The organism is Pseudomonas sp. Irchel s3h14 (assembly GCF_900187425.1).
Taxonomy (GTDB): domain Bacteria; phylum Pseudomonadota; class Gammaproteobacteria; order Pseudomonadales; family Pseudomonadaceae; genus Aquipseudomonas.
Genome location: NZ_FYDJ01000006.1, coordinates 36,885 through 53,972 on the forward strand (window position 1 = coordinate 36,885; position 17,088 = coordinate 53,972).

General features: G+C 58.0%; 18 protein-coding genes, 3 tRNA genes and 1 pseudogene. 15 read left to right on the forward strand and 7 right to left on the reverse strand.

Annotation, left to right across the window (positions count from 1 at the left end; translation table 11 throughout):
• Window positions 1-8: 8 nt before the first annotated feature.
• Window positions 9-656: a YceH family protein gene (locus CKW16_RS13655; protein ID WP_074878482.1), complete on the reverse strand. Its 648-nt coding sequence runs from the start codon at window positions 654-656 to the stop codon at window positions 9-11.
• A 310-nt stretch (window positions 657-966) separates the two neighbouring features.
• On the opposite strand from CKW16_RS13655, the gene CKW16_RS13660 reads away from it, so the two are divergent.
• From CKW16_RS13660 to CKW16_RS13680, 5 genes are read left to right on the forward strand one after another with little or no spacing between them, the layout of a single operon-like run.
• A complete protein-coding gene (locus tag CKW16_RS13660) occupies window positions 967-1,944 on the forward strand; it encodes an NAD-dependent epimerase (protein WP_095128875.1) in 978 nt (325 codons plus the stop codon).
• Window positions 1,945-1,989: 45 nt separating this feature from the next.
• Window positions 1,990-2,730 carry a glycosyltransferase gene (locus CKW16_RS13665; RefSeq protein WP_095128876.1) on the forward strand — a complete coding sequence of 247 codons (741 nt, stop codon included), beginning with the start codon at window positions 1,990-1,992 and terminating at the stop codon, window positions 2,728-2,730.
• Window positions 2,727-3,005 carry a lipid-A-disaccharide synthase N-terminal domain-containing protein gene (locus CKW16_RS13670; RefSeq protein WP_076028031.1) on the forward strand — a complete coding sequence of 93 codons (279 nt, stop codon included), beginning with the start codon at window positions 2,727-2,729 and terminating at the stop codon, window positions 3,003-3,005. Before CKW16_RS13665 ends, CKW16_RS13670 begins: the two co-directional genes overlap by 4 nt.
• 3 nt (window positions 3,006-3,008) lie before the next feature.
• A complete protein-coding gene (locus CKW16_RS13675; protein ID WP_095128877.1) occupies window positions 3,009-4,529 on the forward strand; it encodes a glycosyltransferase family 39 protein in 1,521 nt (506 codons plus the stop codon).
• Between the two features lie 39 nt (window positions 4,530-4,568).
• On the forward strand, window positions 4,569-5,078 hold the full coding sequence (locus CKW16_RS13680) for a DUF1993 family protein (RefSeq protein ID WP_008148402.1): 510 nt from the start codon (window positions 4,569-4,571) through the stop codon (window positions 5,076-5,078).
• Between the two features lie 175 nt (window positions 5,079-5,253).
• On the opposite strand, the gene sstT is transcribed toward CKW16_RS13680, so the two are convergent.
• A complete protein-coding gene (gene sstT / locus CKW16_RS13685; RefSeq protein WP_095128878.1) occupies window positions 5,254-6,486 on the reverse strand; it encodes a serine/threonine transporter SstT in 1,233 nt (410 codons plus the stop codon).
• A gap of 280 nt (window positions 6,487-6,766) precedes the next feature.
• On the opposite strand from sstT, the gene CKW16_RS13690 reads away from it, so the two are divergent.
• Window positions 6,767-7,921, forward strand: coding sequence for an MFS transporter (locus tag CKW16_RS13690; RefSeq protein ID WP_095128879.1), 1,155 nt, complete (start codon window positions 6,767-6,769; stop codon window positions 7,919-7,921).
• Between the two features lie 4 nt (window positions 7,922-7,925).
• On the opposite strand, the gene nhaR is transcribed toward CKW16_RS13690, so the two are convergent.
• A complete protein-coding gene (nhaR, locus tag CKW16_RS13695; RefSeq protein ID WP_095128880.1) occupies window positions 7,926-8,825 on the reverse strand; it encodes a transcriptional activator NhaR in 900 nt (299 codons plus the stop codon).
• 134 nt (window positions 8,826-8,959) lie between these two features.
• On the opposite strand from nhaR, the gene CKW16_RS13700 reads away from it, so the two are divergent.
• Complete coding sequence (locus CKW16_RS13700) at window positions 8,960-9,202, forward strand: hypothetical protein (RefSeq protein WP_095128881.1); 243 nt, start codon at window positions 8,960-8,962, stop codon at window positions 9,200-9,202.
• A gap of 28 nt (window positions 9,203-9,230) precedes the next feature.
• The gene (locus CKW16_RS13705) at window positions 9,231-9,980 is read left to right on the forward strand and encodes a TerC family protein (RefSeq protein WP_095128882.1); all 750 of its coding nucleotides are present in this window, start codon (window positions 9,231-9,233) and stop codon (window positions 9,978-9,980) included.
• 77 nt (window positions 9,981-10,057) lie between these two features.
• Here the strand turns inward: CKW16_RS13705 and CKW16_RS13710 are convergent, their stop codons facing one another.
• Window positions 10,058-10,225, reverse strand: a complete 168-nt coding sequence (locus tag CKW16_RS13710; RefSeq protein ID WP_165934015.1) for a hypothetical protein — start codon at window positions 10,223-10,225, stop codon at window positions 10,058-10,060.
• Window positions 10,226-10,392: 167 nt separating this feature from the next.
• Here CKW16_RS13710 and CKW16_RS13715 point away from each other — a divergent pair.
• From CKW16_RS13715 to CKW16_RS13725, 3 genes and pseudogenes are all read left to right on the forward strand, one after another.
• A pseudogene (locus tag CKW16_RS13715) lies at window positions 10,393-11,122 on the forward strand (peptidase C39 family protein).
• A 94-nt stretch (window positions 11,123-11,216) separates the two neighbouring features.
• Window positions 11,217-11,423, forward strand: coding sequence for a DUF6021 family protein (locus CKW16_RS13720; RefSeq protein ID WP_027925384.1), 207 nt, complete (start codon window positions 11,217-11,219; stop codon window positions 11,421-11,423).
• A 17-nt stretch (window positions 11,424-11,440) separates the two neighbouring features.
• Window positions 11,441-11,656 carry a hypothetical protein gene (locus CKW16_RS13725; protein WP_074878456.1) on the forward strand — a complete coding sequence of 72 codons (216 nt, stop codon included), beginning with the start codon at window positions 11,441-11,443 and terminating at the stop codon, window positions 11,654-11,656.
• Window positions 11,657-11,710: 54 nt separating this feature from the next.
• Here the strand turns inward: CKW16_RS13725 and pbpG are convergent, their stop codons facing one another.
• The 3 genes from pbpG to folD form a co-directional block, all read right to left on the reverse strand.
• A complete protein-coding gene (gene pbpG / locus CKW16_RS13730) occupies window positions 11,711-12,649 on the reverse strand; it encodes a D-alanyl-D-alanine endopeptidase (RefSeq protein ID WP_095128885.1) in 939 nt (312 codons plus the stop codon).
• 175 nt (window positions 12,650-12,824) lie between these two features.
• The gene (gene mddA, locus CKW16_RS13735) at window positions 12,825-13,625 is read right to left on the reverse strand and encodes a methanethiol S-methyltransferase (protein ID WP_095128886.1); all 801 of its coding nucleotides are present in this window, start codon (window positions 13,623-13,625) and stop codon (window positions 12,825-12,827) included.
• Between the two features lie 204 nt (window positions 13,626-13,829).
• Window positions 13,830-14,684 (reverse strand): bifunctional methylenetetrahydrofolate dehydrogenase/methenyltetrahydrofolate cyclohydrolase FolD, encoded by an 855-nt coding sequence (folD, locus tag CKW16_RS13740; RefSeq protein ID WP_008148421.1) that lies wholly within the window; start codon window positions 14,682-14,684, stop codon window positions 13,830-13,832.
• A gap of 279 nt (window positions 14,685-14,963) precedes the next feature.
• Here folD and CKW16_RS13745 point away from each other — a divergent pair.
• The 4 genes from CKW16_RS13745 to tig all read left to right on the forward strand — a co-directional run bounded on the left by CKW16_RS13745 (window position 14,964) and on the right by tig (window position 17,028).
• A tRNA-Arg gene (locus CKW16_RS13745) sits at window positions 14,964-15,040 on the forward strand.
• 40 nt (window positions 15,041-15,080) lie between these two features.
• Window positions 15,081-15,156: transfer RNA gene (locus CKW16_RS13750), tRNA-His, on the forward strand.
• A gap of 54 nt (window positions 15,157-15,210) precedes the next feature.
• Window positions 15,211-15,295: transfer RNA gene (locus CKW16_RS13755), tRNA-Leu, on the forward strand.
• A 422-nt stretch (window positions 15,296-15,717) separates the two neighbouring features.
• Window positions 15,718-17,028 carry a trigger factor gene (gene tig / locus CKW16_RS13760; protein ID WP_046047576.1) on the forward strand — a complete coding sequence of 437 codons (1,311 nt, stop codon included), beginning with the start codon at window positions 15,718-15,720 and terminating at the stop codon, window positions 17,026-17,028.
• The last annotated feature ends 60 nt before the right edge of the window (window positions 17,029-17,088 follow it).

Genomic DNA, 17,088 nt, shown 5'->3' on the forward strand with positions numbered 1-17,088 from the left:
TTGTTAGGTTATTCGAGGCGGGCCAGACGCTCTTCCAGCGCCGCAATTCGCGCCTCCAGCTCTTCGATCCGTTCAACCGATACGCCGCCACCCGCGCCACGCTCGGTCGGGTTCTGCCGTGCTGCCAGGATCACTTCGATGTCCGCCGGGTCGCCCAAGGCGTGCATGTAGCGGTCTTCGCGCTGACCGGCCTGGCGCGGGATCAGCAGCGCCAGACCGCGAGCGATCAAGCGTTCCAGTTGATGCACCACCTGCTCGGCATCTTCGAAGTCATGCATGCGGCCGCTGCGGGTCAGCAGTTCATTGACCGTTTGCGGACCACGCAGGAATAGCAGCCCCGCAAGAATGACCTGAGCCGGCACCAGTTCCAGTGCCTTGTCGACTTTGTGTTCCCAGCGATCCGCACGACTGCCCATCACCAGTTTGGTAAAGCCGCGTCCTTCGAGGGCGCGCAGGCTTTGGCCGACCTGACCCTGGGTGAGGTTCATCACCGGCTCGCGGCTGGTTTTCTGGTTACAGGCAATCACCAGCGCATTGAGGGTCAGCGGATAGGTTTCCGGGCTGGTGGCCTGTTTTTCGATCAGCGAACCCAGAATGCGGATTTCCGTGCTGTTGAGTCGCGGCTCGTCGAAGGTCGTTTCTTGCTCAGTGCTCATGATTCTGCATTCCTTCCCGGGTTCATGATTTTCTCCTGCTGGCATGCACTTTAGATTGACGTGTGCCAATGGCAACTGAATTCGTCGCCGTACTTGGGCAATGGTCACAAAACCTAAATCAATCTGTTACGCCATCTTAACAATCAGACGTGCACCGTATGCAGGGCTGCAGATGACTGCGGTTCATCACGGGTACGGCGAAAATTCCCATCGACGACGTCACCGGCCTTATTAATTGTGCAGTGGAGCAAGGCATGAAGCTGACGTGGGTATCGACCCGCAATAATGCGCTGATCGGCGCGCGCCCGCTATGACCGTACTGGTCACCGGCGCCGCCGGTTTCATCGGGTATCACACGGTCAAGCGCTTGTGTCAGGAAGGTCTTGAGGTGGTCGGTATCGATAATCTCAACGACTACTACAGCGTGGAACTCAAACACGCACGGCTCAAGGAACTGAAGCCCTTTTCGGGCTTTCGTTTCCAGACGCTGGATATCGTCGACAAACCGGCCTTGATGGCATTGTTCAAGGATCACGGCTTCACAGAGGTTATCCATCTGGCAGCCCAGGCGGGCGTTCGCTACTCGCTGGACAACCCGGACGTGTATGCGCAATCGAACCTGGCGGGTTTTCTGAACGTGCTGGAAGCCTGCCGGCACCACCGCCCCGAGCATCTGATTTATGCATCGAGCAGCTCGGTGTACGGCACCAACAGCAAAATGCCGTTCAGCGTCGAAGACCCCGTCGATCATCCGATTTCGTTGTATGCCGCCAGTAAGCGTGCCAACGAGCTGATGGCCCACAGCTATTGCCATCTGTATGGACTGAAGGCCAGCGGCCTGCGTTTTTTTACCGTTTACGGACCTTGGGGGCGCCCCGACATGGCGCTGTTCAAATTTACCGAAGCGATCCTCAACGGCAGGCCGATTGACCTCTACAACCAAGGCCAGATGTCGCGCGACTTCACCTACATCGACGACATCGTCGAAAGCATTGCGCGCCTGCGCCCAAGACCGCCGTTATCGGACGGACCTGGCGATGGCGCCAACCGGATCTTCAACATCGGGCGCGGTACGCCAGTGGCGCTGCTGGATTTCGTCGAGTGTCTGGAGTCGGCATTGGACAGGGAAGCCCGGCGCAACTTCCTGCCGCTGCAGGCTGGCGATGTGGTCAAGACCTGGGCGGATGTGTCGGCATTGGCGCAGTGGGTCGATTTCCGTCCACAAGTGACGGTTGAGGCCGGCGTCGCGGAATTTGTGAAGTGGTACCGCCACTTTTATCAGAGATGAAACGTTGGCCCTTGATCATAAAAATCCAGGGTAATAGGGGCCTCTATGAGCCAAGACATATTTGTATCCGTGCTGATTCCGGCAAAGAACGAGGCGAGTAATCTCACATCGCTGCTCGAAGAAATCCGTATCGCACTGGCCGATGAGGCCTATGAAATCATCGTTGTGGACGATGGCAGTACTGACGCTTCCTTGCAGGAACTGCAGCAGACCCGGCACAGCGGCCTGAGCACGTTGCGTATCCTGCGCCATGAGCGTTCGCTGGGGCAGAGCACTTCGCTCTACCATGCGGCGCTCACCGCCCGGGGCCAATGGCTGGCCACGCTCGATGGCGACGGTCAGAACGACCCGGCGGATATTCCCGGCATGCTGGCATTAGTGCGCAGCGAGCAGGGGAGCGTCGACCTTCAGTTGGTGGCCGGGCACCGGGTCAACCGTCGCGATACCGCGAGCAAGCGTTGGGCCTCGCGTTTTGCCAACGGGTTGCGCAGCCGGATGCTCAAGGACCAGACGCCGGACACCGGCTGCGGGCTGAAACTGATCGAGCGGGCGGCGTTTCTGCGCTTGCCGTACTTCGACCACATGCACCGGTTCATCCCTGCGCTGATCCAACGGCATAACGGCCGGATGATCACCCACCCGGTCAACCATCGGCCTCGCACGGCCGGGGTATCCAAATACGGAAACATCGACCGCGCTCTGGTGGGCATTCTCGATCTGATCGGCGTCTGGTGGCTGATCAGGCGCACGCGTCTGCATGCCCATGCGCAGGAGATCGATGGATGAACCTGTCCCGCGAAACCCTGTGGCTGGTGGTCGGTTTCAGTGGCCAGATCGCCTTCACCGGTCGCTTTGTCCTGCAGTGGCTGTACAGCGAATACAAGAAACGCAGCGTAATTCCGGTGAGCTTCTGGTACCTGAGCATCGTCGGCAGTGCGCTGCTGTTCGCTTACGCCATTTACCGACAGGACCCGGTTTTCATCGCCGGTCAGGCGTTCGGCTCCATCGTTTATTTGCGCAACCTGCAATTGATTGCCCGCAGCAAAACCTTGAAGGACTGAACCGTGCGCCGAACCCTGTCACCCAGCGTCGAATGCCTGGGGCTGATGTTGCTTGCTCTGTTATTGGTTGGCGCCGGGTTCGGGCTGCGTCAGCCGCAGAATGTCGACGAGGAGCGATTCCTCGGCGTTGCGCTGGAGATGCTGCACAACGGTTCTTGGCTGATTCCGCACCGAGCCGCGGAGATCTACGGTGATAAACCACCGATTTTCATGTGGACGGTGGCGTTTTTCACCTGGGTCACCGGGATGCCCGCCCTTGCCCTTTATATTCCGGGGCTTTTGTCTGCCACATCGGTCACGGCCATGCTCTACGACCTGGGTCGCCGGTTATGGAATCAGCGGGCCGGACGAACAGCAGCGCTGTTGTACCTGGCCACGTATCAGACGTACAGCATTCTGCGGACCGGTCAGATTGACAGCTTTCTGATTCTGTTCACTTCTCTGGGCCTGTACGGCCTGGCCCGTCACCTGTTGCTGGGGCCCGCCTGGCGTTGGTTCTACGTGGGTTGCGCGGCCATGGGCATTGGCGTGATCACCAAAGGGGTCGGCTTCGTTCCGGCGTTGATGCTGATTCCGTATGCCTACGCGGTGCGCAAAGGCTGGCCTGGCGTGGTGGCCATGCCGGGTGAGGCGCGCAAGTGGTGCCTGGGTTTTTTGTTGGTGCTTGGCGCCGTCGCGATCTGGCTACTGCCCTTGGCGGTGTCCATCGCATTCAATGGCGCCGCTGACGAAATCGCCTACGCACGGGAAATTCTGCTGCGCCAGACGGCGGGGCGCTATGCCGCCGCGTGGGATCACCGAGAACCGTTCTGGTACTTCTTCGTCAACGTCATCCCGCAATACTGGTTGCCGTTGGTGCTGGCCTTGCCGTGGCTCGTGCCCGCCTGGCGCAGGCAGCTGCACAAGCGCGACGGTCGAGTGCTGGTGCTGCTGGGTTGGGTCGTACTGGTCGTATTGTTTTTCTGCCTGAGCAGTGGCAAACGCAAGTTGTACATCTATCCGGCGTTGCCCGGGCTGGTGCTGGTTGCAGCGCCGCTGATTCCATGGCTGCTCAAGCGCTGGTTCGGCAAGCGCCCGCGCGGTCGGCGGGTATTCCAGGTGTTGGCCGTCACGTGGTTCACGTTGTGGTTCGCTCGCGGTTTCATCGACCCGGTCAAGGACGGACCCAATCCCCACGAGGCGCTGATGGCGCAAGCAGCGGCAATGACCCAGGGCGCAGACCTGGTGTTGGTCAACTGGCGCGAAGGCCATTGGTTATTCGCCCGACAACCGATCGTGCATTTCGGGATGATCGGCTCCACGGTCGAGCAGGCCGCTCAATGGCTGCGCGAACACCGTCAGGCGTACGCCTTGGTGCCGGATGAACTGCTGAGCCGGTGTTTCAATCCACAGGCCGCCCATGAGCTGGGCGAAACTTCGCGCGCGCAGTGGTCGATCGTCGGTGCCGATGCTGATAACGGCCGTTGTCATCCCGGACAGCCAGCCAATATCTATCGCTTCACCTGGGACCGCGCATGGCTATAATCGCCCCACGTTTCCCTCCTGTCACAACACGAGACTGCCATGACTATTTCCCTGTACGCCGCTTCCGTCCCGGTTTTCAAACAAATGCTCAACGCCCTGAGCGACGTTTTGAACAAGGCCGAAGCCCACGCCACCGCCAAGAACATCGACCCAAATGCTTTCCTGCAAGCCCGTCTGTACCCGGACATGTTCCCGCTGGTCCGTCAGGTGCAGATCGCCGTTGATTTCGCCAAGGGCGTTTCCGCGCGTCTGGCCGAAGTTGAACTGCCGAAATACGACGACACCGAAACCACCTTCGCCGAGCTGCAAGCGCTGATCGCCAAAGTGCTGGCCTTCATCGGCGAGATCAAACCGGAGCAGATCGACGGCAAGGAAGGCATCGAAATCATCACCCGTCAGGGCACGCCGAAAGAGAAGCGCTTCACTGGCCAGGCTTACCTGCTGAGCTACGGTCTGCCGCAATTCTTCTTCCACGTCACCACCACCTACGCACTGCTGCGTCACAACGGTGTGGAAGTGGGCAAGCGCGATTACATGGGCGCGTTCTAAACCTCCCGGATATACAAAAGCCCGCCAAGGTTCGCGCCTTGGCGGGCTTTTTTGATCCTGCGGATCGGGGGATGTTCGGGATTGGCGGCTCATGCAATACCTGTAGGAGCCAGGCTTGCCGGCGAAGGCGATCTCAGGTGCGCCTTCGCCGGCAAGCCTGGCTCCTACAGATACGCTATGCGAGACGCTCAGCCTTTTGCTCTTCACCCAGGCACGCCGCCGCAGTGAACAATACGTCGGTGGAGGAGTTCAGCGCGGTCTCCGCCGAGTCCTGCAGCACACCGATGATGAACCCGACCGCCACCACCTGCATGGCGATTTCGCTTGGAATGCCAAACAGGCTGCACGCCAGTGGAATCAACAGCAACGAGCCGCCCGCCACGCCCGAAGCGCCACAGGCGCAGATCGCGGCGACGACGCTCAGCAGGATGGCGGTCGGAACGTCCACGGCGATGCCCAGCGTATGCACGGCGGCCAGGGTCAGCACGGTAATGGTGATCGCCGCGCCGGCCATGTTGATGGTCGCGCCCAACGGAATCGAAACCGAGTAGGTGTCTTCGTGCAGGCCCAGGCGCTTGCTCAGTTCCAGATTGACCGGAATGTTCGCCGCCGAGCTGCGGGTGAAAAATGCAGTGATGCCGCTTTCGCGCAAGCACATGATCACCAGTGGATACGGGTTGCGACGCAGCTTCCAGAACACGATGACCGGGTTCATCACCAGCGCGACAAACAGCATGCAGCCCAGCAAAACCGCCAGCAGATGCACGTAGCCGATCAAGGCACCGAAACCGGAGGTGGCGAGGGTCGAAGCCACCAGGCCGAAAATGCCCAGCGGCGCAAAACGAATCACCAAACGCACGATCAGGGTCACGCCGTTGGACAAGTCGCCGAGCACCTCGCGAGTGGTGTCACCGGCATGGCGAATGGCAACGCCCATGCCAATCGCCCACGCCAGAATGCCGATGAAATTGGCATTCATCAGCGCGCTGACCGGGTTGTCGACCACGCTCAACAGCAGACTTTGCAGCACTTCACTGATACCGCCCGGCGCAGTGACCGCAACGTCTTGAGTTGCCAATACCAGGCTCGACGGGAACAGCGTACTGGCGACAACGGCCACCACCGCCGCCGCGAAAGTCCCCAGCAGATACAGAAACAGAATCGGCCGGATGTGGGTTTCCTGGCCGTGCTTATGGTTGGCAATCGAGGCCATGACCAGCACGAACACCAGAATCGGCGCGACAGCTTTAAGCGCCGATACGAAGACTTTGCCGATAAACGCGGTGGACTTTGCCACCTCCGGCGCGAACAGGGCCAGGGCAATCCCGGCGATCAGGCCAATGATGATTTGTGTGACCAGGCTTAAGCGTTTCAGGCGTAACCATAGCGAAGGGGATGAGGCGGTCATAAAACGGCATCTCTGATTTTATTAGGTGCGGGGTATCGCGACATCAATGCCAATCAATGGCCGATGAACAGGGTGTACGTATCGCAGGGCGCGGACTTTATCACAGCGTGGTCTTCATCCTTCAGACCTGTGACGATCTGCCGCCCGAAGGGGCAACGAGATCGGCAGGTTCGTGCAACCCTGATTGGAAACACTCTGTTAAGATTCGCCATCCTCATTTTCAAGTCATGCCAGTGGGCCTTCGGGCTATCGCTGGTGTCGTCGTTTTCTGGAGTTCTGCATGCTGTTGCCCATCCTTCTGTTGTCTGCTGCCGGTTTCACGGTGCTGACCACGGAATTCATCATCGTCGGCCTGTTGCCAGCGATCGCTCGAGACCTTGAAGTCAGCATCCCCCAGGCGGGTTTGCTGGTGACTTTGTTCGCCTTTACGGTCGCCGCATTCGGGCCGTTCCTGACCGCGTATTTCGCAAGGTTCGAGCGCCGCAAATTGTTCATCTCGGTGCTGATCATGTTCGGCCTGGCCAACACCCTCGCGGCATTTGCGCCGAACATCTGGGTGATGTCCGTCGCCCGGTTGATCCCCGCGTTGGGGCTGCCGGTGTTCTGGGCGCTGGCCAGTGAAACCGCGGTGGACATTGTCGGCCCGGACTACGCCGGTCGCGCCATCGCCAAGATTGGTTTCGGCATTGTTTGCGCCACGGTGTTCGGCATTCCGGTGGGCACACTGATCTCCGATGCGTTCGGTTGGCGCAGTGCCTTCGGCATTCTGGCGGTGATCGCGTTTGCCAAGGCGTTGCTGCTGTTTATCTACCTGCCAAAAACAAATCTGCATCAGCATCAGGTGAGCTTACGCTCGCAGTTCAGAATCCTGCGCAGCCCGCTGATGGTGGGGCATGTGCTGCTGTCGATCCTGGTGTTCAGCGGCATGTTCACCGCTTACACCTACCTGGCGGACATTCTTGAGCGACTGGCCGGTTTCAACGGCACGGTGGTCGGCTGGTGCCTGATGGGCTTCGGCGCGGTCGGGTTGATCGGCAACTCACTGGGCGGCCGCGCGGTGGATCGTCATCCGTTGATCGCCTCGATGATGTTCTGCGCATTCATGATCGCCGGCCTGGTGGCGTTGGTGCCGAACATTCATTCGCCGCTGGGTCTGGCTGCGGCGATGGGGATCTGGGGCGTGACTCAGGCGGCGTTGTTCCTGGTCAGCCATGTGCGATTGATGAAGGCTGCACCCGAAGCGCCGGCGTTCGCGGCATCGCTGAACATTGCCGGGGCTAACCTCGGGATCGGCCTGGGCGCGATGATCGGCGGTCGGGTCATCGACGGTGTAGGGCTGCAAGGTCTTGGTTTCGCGGCGGCCGCTTTTATCCTCGCCTCGATCCTCTTGGCCATCGCGCTGATGACCTTCAAGCCCCGCGAAGTCTGCGCCTGACACCTCACAGCTCGGTGAACAGCTCGCGTCGGGCACCTTCGGTAATCGCGACAATGCCGGGGTGCTTGACCTTGCGTTCCACCGAAATGGCGTAGAACGACTCGGTCACCGCGTCGGTCTGGCCAATCAACTCCACACCGTATTGGCGTATCACTTCATCGGCAATCACGCTCGGGCCGATGAAAATCCCGCTGCCGGATTGGCCGAAAGCCTGCATCAAGGCGCTGTCGTCGAACTCGCCGACGATGCGCGGCTGGATCTGCTGCTCGGCAAACCAGCGCTGCAAGCGACTGCGCACCACGGTCTCCGGCCCTGGAATCAGCAGCGGTGCGCCGTGCAGGCTGCGGGGGAAATCCTGACCGTATTGCGCCGCCAGTTCAGCAGTGGCGAAGAAGCTGATCCCGCATTCCCCGAGTTTCTGGCTGTAGCCCTTGATGTCCAGGTGCGAGGGCATCGGGCTGTCGGAGATCACCAGGTCGAGACGCTGGATCGCCAGGTCGGCGAGCAGGCGTTCCAGTTTGTCTTCGCGACAGGTGATGCGCAGCGGCTCGCTCAATTCCATGGTCGGCGCGATCAGGCGATAGACGATGGATTTGGGCACCACGTCGGCCACGCCAACCCGAAACAGAATCTGCTGTTCGTTGGGCTGAGCTCTTAGCATCAGCTCCAGTTCGCCGCCCAGCTGAAACATTTGCTCGGCGTAGGGCAGGGTCTGACGGCCGGCTTCGGTGAGCTCCAGCTGCCGGCCGACCCGGCGAAACAACTCGATGCCATAGGTTTGTTCGAGCAGGGAAATCTGCCCGCTAATGGTCTGCGGCGTCAGGTTCAGCTGTTCGCAGGCGCGCACGATGCTGCCAGTCTTGGCCACCACCCAGAAGTAATGCAGCTGTCGATAGTTGAGCATGGCGACCTACAGTTCGTTAAAACCGAAGTATAACCGCTAAAAATACGAATTTTCCTGAAGTGTTTGCCTCCATAGAATGCCCCGCTATCGACGGGTGGCCTTTTCGCCCTGTCTGTTCTATCGAGGAAAGCATCATGAAGCTTAAAACCACGGCACTGCTGATCACGTCTTTACTGGTATTGGCCGGTTGTGACCAGGCCGAAAAAAGCGCTCAGCAACTGATGGGCAAGGCTGCCGAAACCGCCAAACAAGCGATCGACGACACCCACAAAGCCGCAGAGCAGGCAATCAGTGATGCCACTGGCGGGCTGATCAGCAAAAAAGAACAACCGGGCAAAGAAACGGACAAAACCGAATCTTCGTCCCAGGAAATCTAAACCGTCTTAAAAGAGTCAGGACTGACCCATGGAATACCTTTTAGAACTTGCTGCAAGCCCCACCGCCTGGGTCGCCCTGGCCACGTTGATCGTCATGGAAATCGTGCTCGGCATCGATAACCTGATCTTCATTTCGATCCTGACCAATAAACTGCCCGAGCAGCACCGGCAGAAGGCGCGGCGCATTGGTATCGGCATGGCGCTGATCCTGCGACTGGCGTTGCTGAGCACCATCGCGTTCATCGTCCAGTTGACTGAGCCTGTGATCGATATCTTCGGCCAGACGTTCTCCTGGAAGGACATGATCCTGATCGCCGGCGGCCTGTTCCTGTTGTGGAAGGCGACCACCGAGATCCATCACAGCATGGACCCGGCGCCGGATGATCCGAAGTCGGCGACCTCGGCCGTGACCCTGGGCTTCGCTGCCGCGATCGGTCAGATCCTGATGCTGGACATGGTGTTCTCCATCGACAGCATCATTACCGCTGTCGGCATGACCGAGCATTTGCCGATCATGATCATCGCGGTGGTGGTGTCGGTACTGGTGATGTTGCTGGCGGCTGATCCTCTGGCCAAGTTCATCAACGACAACCCGACGGTGGTGATGCTGGCGCTGGGCTTCCTGATCATGATCGGCATGACGCTGATCGCCGAAGGCTTCGGAGCCCATGTACCGAAAGGCTACGTGTATGCGGCCATGGCGTTCTCGGCAACGATCGAGGGTTTGAACATGATGTCGCGACGGGCGAAGCAGAAGCGTTTAGCCGCTGAAGCTTAACCTGCGTTAAACGAAACGGCCGCCTGCGCTCGAAAGAGCCAGGCGGCCGTTTTTGTTTGGGTACATAAGGGTGTCGGTCAGTGCGCGGTAGCGTGCTGCTCAGCGGTTTTATCGGGTTTCGCCACCGGCGTCGACTGAGCCGGATGATGGTGCCGACGGGTAATACGCAGGACTCCCCATAACATGGCGGCGGCAACGGCCAGCCAGCCAGAAATCAACATCACAATGGTCATTGTCAGGCTCATCAGTGCCTCCTCTTCGCCCTGCTGCGGGCACACACTCTTTGCACATGACAGTCTAGTCGCTGCTGTGTTTCAGACTATTGACCAAAGGTCGGCTGTCACCAATCAGTTCGCTCTATCGAATGCCATCATCTGCCGGTTAAGGCTATACCGCTGCCGCGCGGCGTCCTATGATCGACGGCCAAGCCGGAAGCGCGAATGCCTGGCGTCTAAATCAAGAGAGTGATGATGGTGCGGGTATTTTCTCGAATTCGATCGTTAGTGCTGGTCGTTGGCTGTGTTGCAGGTCTGGCTGGCTGCGCGGGGAGTGTGGCGCCTGAAATCAAGCGTCTGCCGGAGCGAGTAGAGCTCAGTGGCACCTTCTACCGTGGCGTGGCGAATCAGAGTGGGCCGCAAGTGCTGGCCAGCATGTTGTCCCAGCAAGGCATTGTGATTACCCCGGGGTTGCTCGAAAAACCGTTGCATTTGCCGGGTGCCGAAGCCCAGTTGCAGCAGAACATGCAGAACCTCGCTCGCGAGTACGGCATGGTCGTCTATCCCCTCGACAGCAATCTGCCTGCACTGTTGACTCAGGTGGCGGCCGGTTACCCGGTAATGGTGCGTTTCACGGAAGGCTCTGCGTTCTGGGCTGAACCGCGTTACGCCATTCTTGCCGGGTACAACCGTCAGAAGCAGACAGTGCTGCTGCGCTCGGGCATGAATCGTCGGGAGTTGATGGGCTTCGGTTCGTTTGAATCGGCGCTCAAGGATGCCGGTGGCTGGGCCGTGCTGATCCAGAAACCGAATCAACTGCCGGCCAATGTCGATCAACAACGATGGCTCAAGGCAGCGAGCGACCTTGCCCAGGCAGGTCAGGAGCAGGCGGCCGCCAGGGCGAAGAAAGCGCTGAACGCGCAATAAGTCCGTTCGTCATCTGTCGGGCACCCTTGCACTTTGCCGACCTCTAAAGAAGTAGGGCCCGGATTTCTCCGGGTCAGACTCAAAGGAGGCGCCCATGGCACATTCCACTACCCCCGTCGGCCCGCACTCGTCTGAGCATTCTTCGGGTGATGAGTTGGGCTTCGATCCCGATTCGCCGGACCTCGCCGATCCTCAGGTCGACCCCATCGGACCTGCCAAGGCGCCCAGGGATGTGAAGCCGGGCGACAATCCCAAGGCTCCCGCGAAGCCTTACGATCCACTCGCCGATCTGAAACCCTGAGCCTGAGTGAGGTGCGTATGTCTACCGATTCGAGTTTCAACGACAAGCGTCCGGACAGCGTTCCAACCACCCCTGAAAAGGACATCGACCCCGTGATGGATCCGAACGATCCGTTAAGGGATCCCTTGGCGCGTCCGATGGTAGTGCCAACGGAACATCCCCACGGCACGAGAGATCCGAGTGCCGGGGACGGCATTCCAGATGACGACCAGATGCCGCTGCCCAATGACTGACGCCGGACGAAAAAAGCCCCGAATATTCGGGGCTTTCTTTTATCTGTCGTTTAGTTATTTCGACGCTTCAACCACGCCGCTTTGACGATGCTTGAGGTTCTTGTCGGATTTGTACTGCAAGGCTACAGACGGCACGTTCGTGCCCTTGCCGGTTTCCACCCAGCTGCGAATGCGACTGGCATCGGCAAAGTGCGTGTACTTGCCAAAGGCGTCGAGGATGACCAGCGCAACCTGGCGATTGCCCATGCTGGTGACCAGCACCAGGCAGTGACCGGCCTCGTTGGTGAAGCCGGTTTTCGTCAGTTTGATGTCCCAGTTCGGCTTCCTGACCAGATGGTCGGTATTACGGAAACCCAGGCTGTAATTGGGTTTACGGAACGAGACGGTTTTTTCCTTGGTCGTGCTCAGCTCAGTCAATAGTGGATACTTGTGCGCGGCGATCAACAGTTTGCTCAGGTCGCGGGCGGTGGACACGTTGCGAGGGGAGAGACCGGTCGGTTCGACGAAGTGGGTGCTGGTCATGCCCAGTGCCTTGGCTTTGGCATTCATCGCTGCAATGAACGCAACATAGCCGCCACGGTAGTGATGGGCAAGGCTCGCGGCAGCGCGGTTTTCCGAGGACATCAGGGCAATCAGCAGCATTTCCCGGCGCGGCAATTCGCTTTTGAGTTTGACTCGGGAAAACACGCCTTTCATTTCCGGCGTGTCGCTGATGTTGATGGAAAGGTATTCGTCCATGTTCTGATTGGCTTCGACGACGATCAGGCCAGCCATCAGTTTGCTGACGGAAGCGATCGGCACTACCACGTCAGGGTTACTGGCATAGATGACTTTGTTGGTCTGCATATCCAGCAGCAATGCGCTGCCGGACGCGATCTTGAGTTGTGAGGTGTCGCGGGGCGCCGAAGTGGTGTCGGCAGCGTTGACCATTGGCGTGGTGAAAGTCCCTGTAAATGCAAAAAAAAGGCTCAGGATGGAAAGACGGATTTTCACGCTGGCGAACTCATAAGGGTGGATATGCCGTTTTGTTACGGGCTGTTTCTTAAAAACGACGCATTTTAGGAGTATGAGCCACGAAAGCGCTAGGCGCCCGTATGGCGAGAGCATTATATGAAAAAAAATTTAATGTTTTTGATGTCTGCCCTTGGTGAGCAGGCGCCGGATTGACTTACTTTTGATCGTTGCGCCGTGGGTTGGGTTTGCGTTTGGTCAGAGGCACCAGCATTGCGACGTTCTGCTGATAGCGTCGGTATTGCTCCCCAAACAGACCCACCAGATCTTTCTCTTCAAAATGCACCCCAATCAGGATGTAGAGAGTGTTGAGCAGCGCAAACAGTAGATGTCCGGCTGTCATGTCGGGTGTCGCCCAGAACACCATCACAAACCCCAAGTACATCGGGTGGCGAACCAGCTTGTAGAGTAAAGGGGTTTTAAAGGCGGGGTTCTCGGGTCTGGCGGGGTAAAAGGCGTTGAGTGCCTGCTTTATGCCGAACAGTTCGAAATGGCTGATCAGGAACGTCGCGAGCACGACCAGCCCCAGGCCCAGCCAGAATAAAGCCATGAGTAATCCGTGGCTCCATACAGACGTTACGCGCCAGATGGACGTTTCCATGGGTTGCCATAGCCAGAACAGCAGCGCGAGCGGCAGGCACGTCGACAATACGTAGGTCGCGCGCTCGATGGGGGGCGGGACGAACCGGGTCCACCAGCGCTTGAAGCGTTTTCGCGCCATGCCGCTGTGCTGTACGGCAAACAGCGTAATCAGCAAGGTGTCGACGAGGGCAGCCACGGGCCAGTCGAGGCTGGAGCCGGAGTTAATGTCTTTGGGCACTCCGATGCCTGAGAGAAAACCCGTCAGGTAAAGCGCGGTGAGCAGAAAACACAGGTAACAGAAGAGGCTGTAAAGCAGGCCGGCGAGTTTTCCAGTGAAAACGAAAAAGCGATGTTGAGTCAGGCCGCGGGGGTTCATGGATGATGCCTTTTCAGCGTCGCGCGTACCTCCCGATTCGCGTCTACGGTTTATGGGATGTTTCGATAATCAGTCTAGGACGATTTAAGGTTTTCGCCGTTGCTCTGTCTGGCAGTCCTTCAGGGGTATTACTTGTTCCATGGCTGAAAACGAGAAACCCCACCAGCGGCGGGGTTTCTTGTTTGTTCGGCGTAGCCGGTGGAATCAGCTGTGCAGTGTTTCGGCTGCGTACAGCGTGTTTTCCAGCAGGCAAGCGCGGGTCATCGGGCCAACGCCACCCGGGACTGGAGTGATCCAGCCGGCGCGGGGCAGGGCGGTGTCGTAGATCACGTCACCGACCAGTTTGCCGTCTTCCTGGCGGTTGATGCCGACGTCGATCACGATCGCGCCTTCCTTGATCCACTCACCCTTTACCAGGCCCGGCTTGCCGGCGGCGACCACCACCAGATCGGCGCGACCGACGTGGCCTGCCAGATCCTTGGTGAAGCGGTGGGTGACGGTCACGGTGCAGCCGGCCAGCAGCAATTCCATCGCCATCGGGCGGCCAACAATGTTGGAAGCCCCGACAACCACTGCGTCCATCCCGTAGAGATCGACACCGGTGCTTTCCAGCAACGTCATGATGCCTTTAGGCGTGCACGGACGCAGCAGCGGAATACGCTGGGCCAGACGGCCGACGTTATAAGGGTGGAAACCGTCGACGTCCTTGTCTGGACGAATGCGCTCCAGCAATTTGGAGGCGTCCAGGTGTTCAGGTAGAGGAAGCTGAAGCAGAACGCCATCAATCGCCGGGTCGTCGTTCAGGCGATCGATCAGATCGGTCAGCGCTTCTTGAGTGGTTTCGGAAGGCAGGTCGTAGGCTTGGGAAATGAAGCCGACCTCTTCACAGTCTTTACGCTTGTGCGAGACATAAACCTGAGAGGCAGGATCGCTGCCGACCAGGATCACCGCGAGGCCGGGCGTGCGCAGACCTTGCTGGCGACGCTCGTTGACGCGTTTGGCGATCTGCTGGCGCAGGCTGGCGGCGATCGATTTGCCGTCGATTAGTTGTGCAGTCATTGCGCGTGATTAACCATCGAGAGGGGAAAAAAAGAGAACGCATTCTCGCATGTCATGAGGTGAGGGCAAAGGCGCTTGGTCTGCAAATTCCCCTAACCCCTTTAATTAAATGAATTTTTTTTAAAAAAGAGTTGACGACCTTCAGGGTCACCTATAACATTCGTCGCACTTGTCGGGCACAGCCTAGCACTGGTTAAGAAGGTCGAGCAGAGTTGATGTTTAATTCGGTGAGACTGAAAGCACTTAGTTTGTAATCGTCCAAGAATACAGATTAACAAGGCGCCCGTAGCTCAGCTGGATAGAGCATCCGCCTTCTAAGCGGATGGTCGCAGGTTCGAGTCCTGCCGGGTGCGCCATTAGGCAGCTTTGGCACAAGTAACGCAACATGGCAATATGGTGGGCGTAGCTCAGTTGGTAGAGCACGGGATTGTGACTCCCGTTGTCGAGGGTTCGATCCCCTTCGTCCACCCCATATTTAGAAAGGCGCCAGATTAACAGTCTGGCGCCTTTGCTTTAAAAGCTTGATGCGGATGTGGTGGAATTGGTAGACACACTGGATTTAGGTTCCAGCGCCGCAAGGTGTGAGAGTTCGAGTCTCTCCGTCCGCACCATTACAAGTAGCTATTTAATAGCAGAAAACGGCGCAGCACCTGAAAAGGGCTGCGCCTTTTTTGTTTTAGAAGTCTGAATTTTCAAAGCGGCCGCAGGTTCTGGGTCGAGAGGGTGGCTCGGATCGTCGGATTTATGTTTCTCGATGATGCTGATTCGCCCGTTGGTCCCCTTGTGGGGTCGACTGTCAGGGATGGATTGCCGATGCCTTCTATATATAGAAGGATTGGTGCAGAGCCCTGGCATGATTGGCTGTATTTGCTAACAGGGCGAGGCACAACCGTTTGTCCCCGCCTATAAATTGCCTGCTGCTTTTTTACCCGTTTTCAGTAGGGTGACTTCTTGAGTTTGACCCACTAGAATGCATGCCCTTGATTCTGGGGTCGGAAACGGCCGGCTAACGTCTGTGCAACGAGGAATATCCATGCAAGTTTCTGTTGAAAATACTTCTGCTCTTGAGCGCCGCATGAGCATCACCGTGCCGGCTGAGCGCATCGAGACTCAGGTCAACAAGCGTCTGCAGCAGACTGCCCAAAAGGCCAAGATTGCTGGCTTCCGTCCAGGCAAAGTGCCGATGAGTGAAATCAAGCGCCGTTTCGGTGCTGATGCACGTCAGGAAGCTGTTGGCGACGTGATCCAGTCTTCTTTCTACGAAGCTGTTGTAGAGCAGAAGCTGAACCCGGCTGGCGCTCCTTCGATCGAGCCGAAATCGCTGGAAGCTGGCAAAGACCTGGAATACGTCGCGATTTTCGAAGTGTTCCCTGAGTTCACCGTTGCCGGTTTCGAAGGTATCGCAGTTGAGCGCCTGAGCGCCGACGTGGCTGATGCCGATCTGGACAAAATGCTGGAAGTGCTGCGCAAGCAGAACACCCGTTTCGAAGTAGCCGATCGCGCTGCTCAAAACGAAGACCAGTTGAACATCGATTTCGTTGGCAAGGTCGACGGTGAAGTGTTCGCTGGCGGTTCCGCCAAAGGTACTCAGCTGGTTCTGGGTTCCGGCCGCATGATCCCTGGTTTTGAAGATGGTCTGGTTGGCGCTAAAGCCGGCGAAGAGCGCGTTCTGAACCTGACCTTCCCAGAGGACTATCAGAACCTCGACCTGGCAGGCAAAACCGCTGAGTTCACCGTGACCGTGAACACTGTTTCCGAGCCAAAACTGCCAGAACTGACCGAAGAATTCTTCGCTCAATTCGGCATCAAGGAAACTGGTCTGGAAGGCTTCCGCACCGAAGTTCGCAAGAACATGGAGCGTGAACTGCGTCAGGCGATCAAATCCAAGGTCAAGAATCAGGTAATGGACGGTCTGCTGGCCACCAACCCGATCGAAGTGCCTAAGGCTCTGCTGTCCAACGAAGTTGACCGTCTGCGCGTGCAGGCTGTTCAGCAGTTCGGTGGCAACATCAAGCCTGAGCAACTGCCGGCCGAGCTGTTCGAAGAGCAAGCCAAGCGCCGCGTTGTGCTGGGTCTGATCGTGGCTGAAGTGGTCAAGCAATTCGACCTCAAGCCTGACGAAGCCCGCGTTCGTGAAATGATTCAGGAAATGGCTTCGGCTTACCAGGAGCCTGAGCAGGTTGTGTCTTGGTACTACAAGAACGACCAGCAACTGAACGAAGTCCGTTCGGTTGTGCTGGAAGAACAAGTTGTGGATACTGTTCTGCAGAAAGCTAGCGTGACCGACAAATCGGTCTCTTACGAAGAAGCAGTCAAGCCGGTAGAAGCTCCACAAGCCGACTGATCGTTTTTGCGGTAAGAAGTACACACCATAAGCCAGCCTTCGTGCTGGCTTATGCGTATT